A 13192-nucleotide genomic window follows, 5' to 3' on the forward strand; every position below is an offset into this window, starting at 1 on the left:
AAACGAGTGATCGCCCAGACGCGGCTCGCCCTTAGACTTTGAGTGGTCATGGCCGTCGCCAGAACGCTGAAAACCGCACTGCACAGTGCGGTTTTTTTGTGACCTAATCCCAGCGCCAAAGGCCATGATACACTTCGTTCACTTTCCCCAGTAATGAGCAGCAGATGCACGGAAACCTGACCAAAATGGCCATCAGCGTGGCCCCAGTAGAGCAACTGGTAAACCCCACCGACGCCGCCCAATATCAACTGCGCTTAGGCGATCAGTTGGTGCCATTGAATCAACACATCGGCCAGCCGATCGCCTTGATCTACCGCGGCACCATCAACTGCACCGCCTGTGGCCGTAAAACCAATAAGAGCTACTCGCAGGGGCACTGCTTCCCCTGCATGAAGAAACTGGCGTCCTGCGACATGTGCATCATGAAGCCAGAAACCTGCCACTACGCCGAAGGCACCTGCCGTGAGCCGCAGTGGGGCGAAGCCAACTGCATGGTGCCTCATTACGTTTATCTGGCGAATACGTCGGGCGTTAAGGTGGGCATTACCCGCCACACCCAGATCCCAACGCGCTGGTTGGATCAGGGCGCAACCGAAGCGTTGCCGCTGCTGAAAGTGGCCACACGGCAACTGTCGGGCTTGGTGGAAGTAGCGATTGCGGAACATGTGGCCGACAAAACCAACTGGCGCACCATGCTCAAAGGCAACGGCGAGCACATCGATTTGGTGGCCGAAGGCAAACGGTTGCTGGCGGAAGTGGCGCCACGATTGGCGGAGTTGCAGCAGCAGTTTGGCGCCGACAGCATTGAAGTGCTGGGCGACATGCAGGTGCAGATTGAGTTTCCAGTGAGCCAATGGCCAACCAAGATCAGCTCGCACAACTTCGATAAAAACCCAGAAGTGCGCGGCGTGCTGCAAGGCATTAAAGGCCAATACCTGCTGCTGGATACGGGGGTGATCAACCTGCGTAAATTCACCGGCTACGACGTGGAATTCAGCGCCGAATAACGCCGCGACCTATTCGTTGTTGCTGCCGCGCGGACACTGACGCAGCATCGTCGCCGTGGCGATGGCATCCAGTGGGATATCCCACGGTTTGTCGGGCAGGCGATCCACTTGCTGCACTTCATGGGCCAACCCAATCAGGGTTGGCCTTTGTGTTGCTGCCAACCCCGCTAAGGTGCGGTCGTAAAACCCACCGCCCATGCCCAGACGATTGCCGTGCAGATCGAACCCCACCAGCGGCATCAGCACCACATCCAATTCAAACAGCGGCACCAACGCCGACTTATCTAATCGCGGTTCATCAATGCCAAAGCGGTTGGGGCGCATGGCCATGCCCGGCAGGTATTGCTGAAACAACAGTTGATGGGGATGAAAGGGGTGGATCACCGGCAGAGCGAGGGTTTTGCCGCGGGCGTGCAGTATTTCCGCCAACAGGTGCGGATCCAGCTCGCCATCGGCGGCCAGATACAGCGCCACGTGGCTGGCATGCTGCAGCAAGCTGTTGTCGGGCAGGTGCGCCGCCAAATTGATGGCCGCCGCGCGCTGCTGTTCGTGGCTTAAACTGCGCCGCGCTTGGCGCAATTGCTGTCGTAACTGTTGTCGTTGCTGCATGACTTACCCCATCACACTCATGTCACGACTTAGTTTGCGCCGAGGCGGTGATTTATGCCAATGCAATTTGGGCGAGATCGGCAACGCCGTGGCTGCTGTCGCGTCAGCGCCAAACGGGTGGGATAACCACCTCAGCCGCCACTAAAGCCAAACGTCAGACACAGCAAAACCGCCATCGTAGGCCGTCGTTTCAATAAACAGAGTGAGGGATAAAGCGTGGGCGAATGCCCAGAAGGGGTGTTAAGAGCTCCCCGCAGTGCCGCTACGAAGGGTTGCCCTCGAATCCGAAAATTCAAGGCGGGTATCCATTGTGTGCTTTCGGCTTCTCGGTCATGCCGAGCATGCGCAGCCGCACCGTCTGAACACCCTGGGGTTTAAAGCATCGGCCAGGGACGTTATTCGCTGGCGTACACTTCAGGGAGCCTAGCAAGTGTAGAAAAGCGCGAGGCGTTTTCCTAACTCACGGCTTCAGTTTATGAAGCTTCCGGATCCGATTCAACCGCTTTTTTGGACTTTGTGAGGTGTTCGACGGATTACTGAGCAAGGGCGTTACGCGTGCAATGGCGCGGGGTTGCCGTGGCAACGGGAAAACAAATTGCAAGGGGAACACGTGGGGCGAAGGCCCAAGAAAAGGGGGGTGTTAATAGCTCCCCGCAGTGCCGCTGCGAAGGGTTGCCCTCGAATCCGAAAATTCAAGGCGGGTGTCCATCGTGTGCTTTCGGCTTCTCGGTCATGCCGAGCATGCGCAGCCGCACCATTTGAACACCCTGGGGGTAAAAGCATCGGCCAGGGACGTTATTCGCTGGCGTACACTTCAGGGAGCCTAGTGAGGGTCGAAAATCGCGTGGCGTTCTTCTAACTCACCGCTGCAGTCTATGGCGCTTCCGGATCCGATTCAACCGCTTCTTTGGGCTTTGTGGCGCGTTCGCCTAATCGCTGGTCAATGGTGATCTGCAGCGCAGTGAGGCGCTGTTGCAGTTGCACTTGCTGCTGCGCATGCTGTATTTGCGATTCGTCCTGTTCGTGCAAGAGATTCAACGCCACCATCACCGCAAGGTGTTCCATGCTTGGGCTGCCAGTACGTTGCTTCAGTTGCTCGATGCGGGTGTTGAGTTCGGCTGCGATCGATTGCAAGCGTTGATGCTGATCCGGTGGGCAAGCAACGGTGTAGTTGCGCCCCAGAACCGTAATGTCGGTGGTGTCGTGACTCATGCAAAACCTGAATTAAATGAAAAACTGGCCCCAGTTTGTGCACCGTCTGTGCTGCGCAGTCAAGTGGAGCGATTCTGGTGGGGTATGGTAGCATGGCTGCAGTTTTTAACCTCGGAACTTCTCTGATATGAAATCCACATCTCCGTTGCTGCTAGGCAAACTGCAATCCGCCCTGGATAACGACAAACTGGCGCTATTACCTGCTGAAATTCATGGCGTGTTAACTGGCCTTGTGTGTGGTGGGGTGACCATCGAAAACAACCAGTGGGTGCAGCCATTGCTGGAATTGGTGAACGACGGTGAACCGCTGTCTGACGAACTGATGGCGATCGTAAAAGAGTTGTACCAAGACGTGGTAAACAGCTTGGTGGATCCCGAGCTGAGCTTCTCGCCGCTGCTGGCGGAAGAGGACGACCCATTAAGCGATCGCTTAGAAGCGTTCATCAACTGGGTACAAAGCTTCCTAACCGGTTTAGCGATGGTGCAACCGGCGCTGGATAAAGCCTCTGCCGACGTGCAAGAGCTGATCCAAGACTTAACCGACATCACCTTGGTTGAGCTGGAAGTGGAAGACAACGACGAGAACGAAGCCGGATTTGATGCCCTGATTGAACACGCTCGCATTGGCGCGTGGGAATGTCTGCGTGAATTCCGTGGCTTAGCTGACGACGAAGACGAAGACAGCGAGCCAAAAACCTTACACTAACAGGCAAGGCTTCAGCGTAAGCGCTGCACTAAATCAAACAATAAGCAGTAAAGGACACAAAAGTGATGGATCAAACCCTAGCCGCCGCCCACCGCCAACAGCTGTTGGCGCAGATGCCAGAAAACGCCGTTGCCTTGGTGTATGGCACCAGTGAAGTAACGCGTTCGAACGACACTGAGTTCCGCTTCCGCCAAGACAGCGATCTGTTTTACCTTACCGGCTTTAACGAGCCCGACAGCGTTTTGCTGTTGCGTAAAGGGCAAAGCCCAGAGTCGGTGATGTTCGTGCGGCCCCGTGACGAGATGATGGAGATCTGGCACGGTCGCCGTTTGGGGGTAGAACGTGCCCCTAAGGCGCTAGGGGTTGATGCCGCTTATTCGGTGGAAGAGTTAGCGCAAGAGCTGCCAAAGCTGGTGAACGGCTTTGACGTACTGATGCACCGCCCCGGCTTTTCCAAGCGCGAAGACGACACCGTAGCGCAGCTGTTGCAGCGTTTGCGTGGGGGGCAGCGCCAAGGTTTAGCGCCGGTGCACCGCGTGCAGGATCTACGCCAGCCACTGCACGAACTGCGCTTGCACAAATCCGCCGCCGAGCTGGAACTGATGGCTAAAGCGTGTCAGATCAGCGCCGACGCCCACAGCCGCGCCATGCAGCTGTGTCAGCCGGGCATGTTTGAATACCAACTGGAAGCCACCATCAAACACCATTGTGCCATGAACGGCGCGGTAGAGATGGCTTACGGCACCATTGTTGGCGGCGGCGACAACGCCTGCGTGCTGCACTACACCGAAAACGAATCCGCCTTGAAAGATGGCGAATTGGTGTTGATTGACGCCGGTGCCGAATACCAAGGTTACGCCGGTGACATTACCCGTACCTTCCCAATCAACGGCAAGTTCAGCGACGAACAAAAAGCGCTGTACCGCTTGGTGCTCGAGGCCGAAAAAGCCGCCATTGCGATGCTGAAACCCGGCGTGGCGATTAAAGACGCCAACGCCAAGGTGTTACAAATCATGGTCGGCGGTTTGGTGGCATTGGGGATCATGCACGGTGACGTGCAAACCCTGATCGAAACGGAAGCCTACAAGAAGTTCTACATGCACGGCCTTGGCCACTGGTTGGGGCTGGATGTGCACGATGTGGGCGATTACCACAGCGCCGATCGCAGCCGGCCGCTGGAGCCAGGCATGGTGCTGACCATCGAACCGGGTTTGTACATCGCCCCCGACGCCGACGTGGATCCAAAATGGCAAGGGATCGGCATTCGCATCGAAGATAACATCGCAATTACCGAAGATGGTCACATCAACCTGACCGCCGCCGTGGTAAAAGAGATCGCAGATATCGAAGCGTTGATGGCAGGATAAACCGTGAAAAAACAAGTTGATATTGCCATTGTTGGCGGCGCTATGGCGGGCGCCTGCTTGGCGCTATCACTGGCGAGGCTGCAAGGCCCCAATCAGCGCCGCTATCAGGTGGCGTTGATTGAAGCCAAAGCGGTAGACGATCATGCCCATCCGGGCTACGACAGCCGCGCCATCGCCTTAGCCGACGGCAGCGTCAGCACCTTGCAACAGCTGGGATTGTGGTCGCACCTGGCGCCGCAAGCGGCTGCGATTGAACGCATCGAAGTGTCTGATCGCGGCCACTTTGGTGGCGTCGCCATGACCGCCGCCGAATATGGCGTGGCCAGCCTTGGCCAAGTGGTTGAGCTGGAACGCACCGGCGCCGCGTTGTGGCAGCAGCTGCAGCAAGCCGATGTCACCCTGTATTGCCCCAACTCCTTGGCGGATCTACGCCAGCATGCCGATTTCACTGAACTTACCCTGAACGACGGCAGCCAACTGCAGGCCAAATTAGTGGTGGGCGCTGATGGCACCATGTCGCAGGTGCGGCAGCAACTGCACATTGGCCTAGAACGGCAGCCGTACCAACAAACCGCGGTGATCGCCAACATCAGTTGCAGCGAACACGGCGTAACCGCCTATGAGCGCTTTACCGCCGATGGCCCCTTGGCGCTATTGCCGATGAGCGATGGCCGTTATTCGTTGGTGTGGGTGCAAAGCGACGAACAAGCGCAGCAGCGTTTGCAACTGAGCGAGCACGAATTCCGCCGTCAGCTGCAACAAGCGTTTGGGCAGCGCCTTGGCCGCATTGACAAGATCGGCGCCCGCGCCAGTTACCCGTTAGCCCTGTGTCAGGCCGAGCGCATCCATCATCACCGCTGTGTGTTGATCGGCAACGCCGCCCAAACCGTGCACCCGATTGCGGGGCAGGGCTTTAACTTAGGGCTGCGCGATGTGGCCGCACTGGTGCAGCAATTACAACAAGCATTAGAACAGCAACAAGACCCCGGTGAATTTAGCCGTTTGTTGGCCTACGCCGACAGCCGCGAGGCGGATCGCCAACGGGTAACGGGCCTAACCGATGGGCTGGTTAAGCTGTTCTCAACTTCATCTCGCGTGATGGCATTGGGGCGCAACTGCGGCCTGTTGTCGATGGCGCTGATCCCCACTTGGAAACGCAAGCTGGCCTATCAAGCGATGGGCTGGCGCAGCAGCGCCAACTAACCACAGCCGTTAGGGCGTAGGAGAAACAGATATGGTCACCACGGAATCGGTCGATATTGCCATTGTTGGCGGCGGCATGGTTGGCATGGCTACCGCCATTGGCTTAGCGCAAGCGGGCTATCAGGTGGCCGTGGTTGAACGGGCGGCACCGCAACCGGTCAGCGGCGAGCCCAAATTACGGGTGTCGGCCATCAACCGCGCCAGCGAACAGTGGCTGCGCGACTTAGGCGCATGGCAACTGTTGCCAAGCGATCGGCTGAGCCCCTACGACGGCATGCAGGTGTGGGACAAAGACAATCTGGCCGGCATTGAGTTTCACGCCGACGACGTGGCCGAGCCGGATCTGGGCCACATCATTGAAAACGACGCCCTCGGGTACGCCCTGTGGCAGCGCGCCGAGCAGATCTCAGCCATTAAGCTGCTGATCGCCACCCCGCAAGGGGTCGCCGTTAGCGAACGCGACGCGTGGCTGAACTTGGACAACGGCACCATGCTCACCGCGCAGTTGTTGCTGGCGGCGGATGGCGCCAACTCTTGGTTGCGACAGCAGTGCCAAATTCCGCTGAGTTTCCGCGATTATGGCCACCACGCGTTGGTGGGCACGGTACGCACCCAGCAGCCCCACAATGGCGTCGCCCGCCAAGTGTTCCTGCCGGAAGGGCCATTGGCGTTACTGCCGTTGAGCGATCCCAACCTGTGCTCCATTGTGTGGTCGCAATCGCCGCAGTTGGCGCAGCAGCGCAGCGAACTGAGTGAAGCCGACTTTGATCTGGCCATTTCGGTGGCCACCGAATCGCGCTTAGGTCAAATCCAGATCGAATCCGCACGACCGGTGTTCCCGTTGATGATGCGTTACGCCCGCGACTTTGTGCGCCCGCGCATCGCCTTGCTGGGCGACGCCGCCCATACCATTCATCCCTTGGCGGGGCAGGGGGTAAACCTTGGCTTTGGCGATTCGATGGCGTTGGTGGCCACCTTACAAGAAGCACAAAACAGCGATTGGGACATTGGCTCGTTACGGCTGCTGCAACGCTACGAGCGTCAGCGCCAAGCGGCCGCCCAAGAGATGCTGGCGGCGATGGATGGATTTCGCTGGTTATTTGCCGGTTCCAACCCGCTGAAAAAGGCCGTGCGTGGCCTGGGCATGAATTTGGTCGACCGCGCTGGCGGGGTAAAAAACCAATTGTTGGCGCACGCGTTAGGGCTGCAACACAGCGCAGGAACGCGTTGATAAAACACTAGGGTGAACAGGGTGTACAACGGTTTGTGCTGTATGTCACTCTGGCGCCATACAAATTGTATACAGCGGCGCAGTGATAGGTATAATGCGCCGCAAAAGTGCGATGTGATCCAGCGCGCATTTGCGCCAAGAGTGAGGCATCGCTGAGCCAAAACCAATCGTATTGACGACGTGCGTTATTGAGTGCGTTGACTAGATCGTTCCAATCAAGGCGCTCGGCGCTGGTGGCTCTAACGGCACGTTGAGCCACCCTAAACGGCACGTTCTAAGCAGCAATAAAACTCAAGCATCGATTCGATTGGTTATATCCAAGGAACTGATATCGATATGGCCAGCAAAACCGTACTGTTTGAGCAACACCTTCAATCTGACGCCAAAATGGTGGATTTTCACGGCTGGGATATGCCGTTGCACTATGGCTCGCAGCTGGATGAACACCATCAGGTGCGTACCGACGCCGGCATGTTTGATGTTTCCCACATGACCGTGGTGGATATTCACGGCGCCGATGCCCGCGACTTCCTGCGGCGCGTATTGGCCAACGACGTGGCCAAACTCACCACCCCGGGCAAAGCGCTGTACGGCGGCATGCTCAACCAAGATGGCGGCGTCATCGACGATCTGATCACCTATTACCTCAACGACAGCTTCTACCGCGTTGTCGTGAACTCCGCCACCCGCGTTAAAGATTTAGAATGGTTAGGCCAACAGGCCGATGCCTTCGACATCACCATTACCGAACAAACCGACTTGGCGATGATTGCCGTGCAAGGCCCCAACGCCAAAGCCAAAGCCGCCCAAGTATTCAGCGCCGAACAAAACGCCGCCGTTGACGGCATGAAACCCTTCTTTGGGGTGCAGGCGGGGGATCTGTTTATTGCCACCACCGGCTACACCGGCGAAGCGGGCTACGAAATTACCCTGCCGAACGATCAAGCCGCCGAGCTGTGGCAGCAACTGCTGGCCGCAGGGGTAAAACCGGCCGGTTTGGGCGCCCGTGACACCTTGCGCTTAGAAGCTGGCATGAACCTGTACGGCCAAGACATGGACGAAACCATCAGCCCTCTGGCGGCCAACATGGGTTGGACCATCGCTTGGGAACCGGCTGAACGCCACTTTATTGGCCGCGAAGCCCTAGAGCAGCAAAAAGCCGAAGGCACCGCCAAGTTGATTGGGTTGGTGTTAACCGAAAAAGGCGTATTGCGTGCAGGCATGCCGGTGTTCGTCAAAGACAGCGACGGCAACGAACACGAAGGGGTGATCACCTCGGGCACCTTCTCGCCCACCTTAGGGCACGCAGTGGCGATGGCACGAGTTCCGTTTGCGGTATCTGGCCAAGCCGAAGTAGGCATTCGTAAAAAACGCGTTCTAGTGGACGTTGTTAAGCCGTGCTTTGTACGCAACGGCAAAAAAGCATTCTAAATAAAGGGAATACGATCATGAGCAACATTCCATCTGAGTTGAAGTTTGCCGCCAGCCACGAATGGGTTCGCCCAGAAGGTGACGGCGTTTACACCATCGGTATCTCTAAGCACGCCCAAGAGCTGCTGGGCGACATGGTTTTTGTTGAGTTGCCAGACGTTGGCGACAACGTCGATGCTGGCGAAGATTGCGCGGTAGCGGAATCGGTTAAAGCCGCGTCTGACGTATACAGCCCGCTGACCGGCGAAGTGATCGCCATCAACGAAGAGCTGGAAGACGCGCCAGAAACCGTAAACAGCGATCCTTTCGGTGACGGTTGGCTGTTTAAAGTAAAAGCCAGCGACGAAGCGGAACTGGCTAGCTTACTCGACAGCGACGCCTACTTGGCCAGCATCGAAGACTAAGCGTCACTGAATCATCAAAGCCCCCATCTGTGGGGCTTTGTCTTTTTTCTTGCAGCGCCCACTTAAGAGGCGCGCAAACTACCCTACCAAGTTGAAGGATCTGCCCTCTATGAGTACTCCTCGCACTCTCAAGCAGCTGGATCGCAGCGACGAGTTTATCGGTCGCCACATCGGCCCAGACGCTACCCAACAACAACAGATGCTCAGCGCCATTGGTGCCGACAGTCTGGACGATCTGACCGCGCAAATCGTACCGGAAGGCATTTTGCTGACCGATTCGCTGACCGTTGGCGAGCCGATGGCGGAAGTGGACGCGCTGGCGCGATTGCGTGCCATGGCCGAGCAAAATGAAGTGCGTAATAACTTCATCGGCATGGGCTACTACGGCACCCGCGTTCCCCACGTGATCCAGCGTAACGTGCTGGAAAATCCGGGCTGGTACACCGCCTACACCCCATACCAGCCAGAGATCGCCCAAGGCCGTTTAGAAGCGATCCTCAACTTCCAACAGCTGTCGATGGACATGACCGGCATGGAGCTGGCCTCGGCCTCGTTGCTGGATGAAGCCACCGCCGCCGCCGAAGCGATGGCACTGGCCAAGCGTACCTCTAAGAACAAAAAGTCCGATCTGTTCTTTGTGGCCGATGACGTGTTCCCGCACACCTTGGACGTGGTCAACACCCGCGCCGAGCAACTGGGCTTAGAGGTTATTGTTGGCCCAGCCGCGCAAGCGGCGGATCACAACGCATTTGGCATCTTGCTGCAGTACCCCAACCAGTTTGGTGCCATCGAAGATTACCGCGCCTTGGCAGACGCGGTGCACGCCAACAAAGGCTTGGTGTGTGTGGCCACCGACTTAATGGCGCTTACCCGCCTGCAAGCGCCAGCGCAATGGGGCGCAGACGTGGTGTTTGGCTCAGCCCAGCGCTTTGGCGTACCGATGGGTTACGGTGGCCCCCACGCCGCCTTCTTCGCCACCCGCGACGCCTACAAGCGCTCTATGCCTGGCCGCATCATCGGCGTGTCGAAAGACACCCGTGGCAAGCCTGCGCTGCGAATGGCAATGCAAACCCGCGAACAACACATCCGCCGCGAAAAGGCCAACTCCAACATCTGTACCGCTCAGGTGTTGCTGGCCAACATGGCCTCGTTCTACGCCGTCTACCACGGCCCAGAGGGCTTGAAAGCGATTGCAGAACGGATTGAACGGTTAACCTCGGTGCTGGCCGCTGGCCTAAGCGCCAAGGGCCACGCGCCGCAAAACCGCAACTGGTTCGACACCCTAACCGTGGCAGTGGCCGACAAAGCCGCGCTGCAACGCCGTGCCGATGCCGCTGGTTTAAACCTGCGCATGGACATCGACGGTGTGGTGGCGATCAGCTTGGATGAAACCCATAAAAGTGCCGACGTGGCGCTGCTGTGGGACGTGATCTTAGGCGCCGATCACGGCCTCAGCGTGGCCGCAGTCGAAGCCGAGGTGGCGATGCCAAGCTACGCCGCCCGCGATACCGATTTCTTGCAGCACGAAGTGTTTAACCGCTACCACAGCGAAACCGAGATGCTGCGTTACATCCGCAAGCTCGAAGGCAAAGACTTGGCGCTGAACCACTCGATGATCTCGCTCGGTTCTTGCACCATGAAGCTCAACGCCACCGCCGAGATGATGCCGGTCAGCTGGCCTGAATTCGCCAACATGCACCCGTTCTGCCCGCAAGAGCAGGCCAAAGGCTACAAGGCGATGGTCGACAGCTTGGCGGAATACTTGGTTAACATCACCGGCTACGACGCCATGTGCATGCAGCCAAACTCCGGCGCTCAAGGCGAGTACGCTGGCCTGTTGGCGATCAAGAAGTACCAAGAATCCATCGGCCAAGGCCACCGCGACATCTGCTTGATCCCAAGCTCTGCCCACGGCACCAACCCGGCCTCGGCCATGCTTACCAGCCTTAAAGTGGTGGTGGTGGCCTGTGATGAATCCGGCAACGTCGATATGGCGGATCTAAAAGCCAAAGCGGAAGAGCACAGCGACAACCTCTCTTGCATCATGGCCACCTACCCATCCACCCACGGCGTGTACGAAGAGCAGATCCGCGCGATCTGCGACTTAGTGCACCAGCACGGCGGTCAGGTGTACATGGACGGCGCCAACATGAACGCGCAGGTGGGCGTAACCTCGCCGGGTCACATCGGCTCGGACGTATCTCACCTGAACTTGCACAAAACCTTCGCCATCCCCCACGGTGGCGGCGGCCCGGGCATGGGGCCAATCGGCGTGAAAGCGCACTTGGCGCCGTTTGTGGCGGGTCACTCGGTGGTGAAAACCGGCGCGGCCAGCGAAAACAACGGCGCGGTTTCGGCGGCGCAGTATGGCTCCGCCTCTATCCTGCCGATCAGCTGGATGTACACGGTAATGTTGGGCAACACTGGCCTGCGTCAGTCCACCCAAGTGGCGATGCTGAACGGCAACTACTTGGCGCACGAACTGGGCAAGCACTATCCGGTGCTGTACACCGGCCGTAATGGTCGCGTCGCCCACGAATGCATCATCGACTTGCGCCCACTCAAAGAAGCCACCGGCGTGACCGAAATGGACATCGCCAAGCGCTTGAACGACTACGGCTTCCACGCCCCAACCATGAGCTTCCCTGTTGCGGGCACGCTGATGGTTGAGCCAACGGAATCGGAATCGAAGCAAGAGCTGGATCGCTTTATTGAAGCGATGGTGATGATCCGCGCCGAGATCGACAAGGTAGGCAACGGCGACTGGCCAGCGGACAACAACCCGCTGCACAACGCCCCGCACACCTTGGACGACATTGTTGATCCAAGCTTCGATGCCCGCCCATACAGCCGCGAGCTGGCGGTCTACCCCACCGCCGCCACCCGCGACAACAAGTTCTGGCCAACGGTAAATCGCATCGACGATGTGTACGGCGACCGCAACCTGTTCTGCGCCTGTGTGCCGATGGACGCTTACGAATAAGCCGAAGCAATCCGCTTCAGCGCTTAGCCGTAACTTGGCTGGTAATAGCTGAGCTTGAATGAGAAAACGCGCCGAAAGGCGCGTTTTGTTTTTGTTAAATATTTCAGGGAAGATTGAGTTTATGTTTAATATAAATAGGAATAAAAAACATGGATTAGATGTTATCAGGGTTACTGAGTACATCATCGATAGAGCAAAAACCAGAGACCGATTTAGTATTAATGAAGCGGCGAAAAGTGAAGAGTTATCTGGATTGGGCGAATATCGTATTGCAGAGGTGTTTCGCGAAATATGTCTAGAGCCTAATGGGCCTAATTCTTTACACGCCTTGACGCTAATGGATGGAACGAATAGCACTAGCCTGCAGGGAATTTGGCAATTAAAACCAGAAGCATACTTTGGTTATCAATCACACCTAGCTGTTATTGAGGCAAAAAGAGCCGTGCAAATTGCTATTTTTACTGCTGCTGTTGCTGTGGTAAGTATCGTTGTTAGCTTATTTGGTTTTTTTAGGTGAATGTTCAGTTTCTATTATCATCGTTGGGTGACTAGAAATTTAGATATAGTTAGATTACGCCTGCGGCTAATCAAACCTACGAGCCTTTGCTCTACCCAGTAGGTCGGCATCTTTTGCCGACAGCTTTGCGCTAATATCGTGTAAATCCACTGACTGTTTTGTTGCCATATCTGCAGCGACGGGATAAATCCCGCCCTACGATAAGCAGGCAGACATTCGCTGTAGGTGAGATAAAAGCTAAGCCTCGTAGGTCACGTTAGCCGTTGTTTGGCGTAACGTGACAGCGCCTGTGTGCCAACCTCAGCCGGTACCGCAATCGCGGGCAATGTTCGATTACGCCTGCGGCTAATCAAACCTACGGCTCATCAACCCGACGGGTTATGGGGATCCCCAGTTTTGGTCGGTCACGTTAGCCGCGGTTTGGCGTAACGTGACAGCGCCGGTGGGCGTTGTTGATCAAATCAAACCAGAAAACACAGCTATATCAAAGAGCTTGGCTGATTATGCAACTTGCTGACGAAT

The 13192-nt window shown here is 57.0% G+C and carries 11 protein-coding genes and 2 other RNA genes; 9 read left to right on the top strand and 4 right to left on the bottom strand.

Annotation, left to right across the window (positions count from 1 at the left end; all coding sequences use genetic code 11):
- Window positions 1-164 precede the first annotated feature (164 nt).
- A complete protein-coding gene (locus Q0796_RS17640) occupies window positions 165-1007 on the top strand; it encodes a DUF2797 domain-containing protein (protein WP_298445675.1) in 843 nt (280 codons plus the stop codon).
- Between the two features lie 9 nt (window positions 1008-1016).
- On the opposite strand, the gene Q0796_RS17645 is transcribed toward Q0796_RS17640, so the two are convergent.
- The 4 genes from Q0796_RS17645 to Q0796_RS17660 all read right to left on the bottom strand — a co-directional run bounded on the left by Q0796_RS17645 (window position 1017) and on the right by Q0796_RS17660 (window position 2828).
- The gene (locus tag Q0796_RS17645; protein WP_298445677.1) at window positions 1017-1616 is read right to left on the bottom strand and encodes a 5-formyltetrahydrofolate cyclo-ligase; all 600 of its coding nucleotides are present in this window, start codon (window positions 1614-1616) and stop codon (window positions 1017-1019) included.
- A 244-nt stretch (window positions 1617-1860) separates the two neighbouring features.
- A non-coding RNA gene (gene ssrS / locus Q0796_RS17650) (6S RNA) lies at window positions 1861-2040 on the bottom strand.
- A gap of 220 nt (window positions 2041-2260) precedes the next feature.
- A non-coding RNA gene (gene ssrS, locus Q0796_RS17655) (6S RNA) lies at window positions 2261-2440 on the bottom strand.
- A gap of 49 nt (window positions 2441-2489) precedes the next feature.
- A complete protein-coding gene (locus tag Q0796_RS17660; protein ID WP_298445679.1) occupies window positions 2490-2828 on the bottom strand; it encodes a cell division protein ZapA in 339 nt (112 codons plus the stop codon).
- A 127-nt stretch (window positions 2829-2955) separates the two neighbouring features.
- On the opposite strand from Q0796_RS17660, the gene Q0796_RS17665 reads away from it, so the two are divergent.
- The 8 genes from Q0796_RS17665 to Q0796_RS17700 all read left to right on the top strand — a co-directional run bounded on the left by Q0796_RS17665 (window position 2956) and on the right by Q0796_RS17700 (window position 12670).
- On the top strand, window positions 2956-3534 hold the full coding sequence (locus tag Q0796_RS17665) for a UPF0149 family protein (RefSeq protein ID WP_298445682.1): 579 nt from the start codon (window positions 2956-2958) through the stop codon (window positions 3532-3534).
- A 65-nt stretch (window positions 3535-3599) separates the two neighbouring features.
- On the top strand, window positions 3600-4901 hold the full coding sequence (pepP, locus tag Q0796_RS17670) for a Xaa-Pro aminopeptidase (RefSeq protein WP_298445685.1): 1302 nt from the start codon (window positions 3600-3602) through the stop codon (window positions 4899-4901).
- A gap of 3 nt (window positions 4902-4904) precedes the next feature.
- On the top strand, window positions 4905-6104 hold the full coding sequence (ubiH, locus tag Q0796_RS17675; RefSeq protein ID WP_298445688.1) for a 2-octaprenyl-6-methoxyphenyl hydroxylase: 1200 nt from the start codon (window positions 4905-4907) through the stop codon (window positions 6102-6104).
- Window positions 6105-6135: 31 nt separating this feature from the next.
- Window positions 6136-7335: an FAD-dependent oxidoreductase gene (locus Q0796_RS17680; RefSeq protein WP_298445690.1), complete on the top strand. Its 1200-nt coding sequence runs from the start codon at window positions 6136-6138 to the stop codon at window positions 7333-7335.
- Between the two features lie 336 nt (window positions 7336-7671).
- On the top strand, window positions 7672-8766 hold the full coding sequence (gene gcvT, locus Q0796_RS17685; RefSeq protein WP_298445693.1) for a glycine cleavage system aminomethyltransferase GcvT: 1095 nt from the start codon (window positions 7672-7674) through the stop codon (window positions 8764-8766).
- A 17-nt stretch (window positions 8767-8783) separates the two neighbouring features.
- The gene (gcvH, locus tag Q0796_RS17690; RefSeq protein WP_298445696.1) at window positions 8784-9170 is read left to right on the top strand and encodes a glycine cleavage system protein GcvH; all 387 of its coding nucleotides are present in this window, start codon (window positions 8784-8786) and stop codon (window positions 9168-9170) included.
- Window positions 9171-9279: 109 nt separating this feature from the next.
- Window positions 9280-12153, top strand: coding sequence for an aminomethyl-transferring glycine dehydrogenase (gene gcvP, locus Q0796_RS17695; protein ID WP_298445698.1), 2874 nt, complete (start codon window positions 9280-9282; stop codon window positions 12151-12153).
- A 58-nt stretch (window positions 12154-12211) separates the two neighbouring features.
- Window positions 12212-12670 carry a hypothetical protein gene (locus Q0796_RS17700; protein ID WP_298445700.1) on the top strand — a complete coding sequence of 153 codons (459 nt, stop codon included), beginning with the start codon at window positions 12212-12214 and terminating at the stop codon, window positions 12668-12670.
- Window positions 12671-13192: the final 522 nt, after the last annotated feature.

This window comes from uncultured Ferrimonas sp. (assembly GCF_947489035.1).
Lineage (GTDB): Bacteria > Pseudomonadota > Gammaproteobacteria > Enterobacterales > Shewanellaceae > Ferrimonas.

Bases quoted from the DNA above. Each gene is read 5' to 3' on its own strand.
- Q0796_RS17665 (WP_298445682.1), top strand. From the start codon at position 2,956: ATGAAATCCACATCTCCGTTGCTGCTAGGCAAACTGCAATCCGCCCTG.
- gcvH (WP_298445696.1), top strand. From the start codon at position 8,784: ATGAGCAACATTCCATCTGAGTTGAAGTTTGCCGCCAGCCACGAATGG.
- Q0796_RS17680 (WP_298445690.1), top strand. From the start codon at position 6,136: ATGGTCACCACGGAATCGGTCGATATTGCCATTGTTGGCGGCGGCATG.
- gcvT (WP_298445693.1), top strand. From the start codon at position 7,672: ATGGCCAGCAAAACCGTACTGTTTGAGCAACACCTTCAATCTGACGCC.
- Q0796_RS17660 (WP_298445679.1), bottom strand. From the start codon at position 2,828: ATGAGTCACGACACCACCGACATTACGGTTCTGGGGCGCAACTACACC.
- pepP (WP_298445685.1), top strand. From the start codon at position 3,600: ATGGATCAAACCCTAGCCGCCGCCCACCGCCAACAGCTGTTGGCGCAG.
- Q0796_RS17640 (WP_298445675.1), top strand. From the start codon at position 165: ATGCACGGAAACCTGACCAAAATGGCCATCAGCGTGGCCCCAGTAGAG.
- Q0796_RS17700 (WP_298445700.1), top strand. From the start codon at position 12,212: ATGAGAAAACGCGCCGAAAGGCGCGTTTTGTTTTTGTTAAATATTTCA.
- gcvP (WP_298445698.1), top strand. From the start codon at position 9,280: ATGAGTACTCCTCGCACTCTCAAGCAGCTGGATCGCAGCGACGAGTTT.
- Q0796_RS17645 (WP_298445677.1), bottom strand. From the start codon at position 1,616: ATGCAGCAACGACAACAGTTACGACAGCAATTGCGCCAAGCGCGGCGC.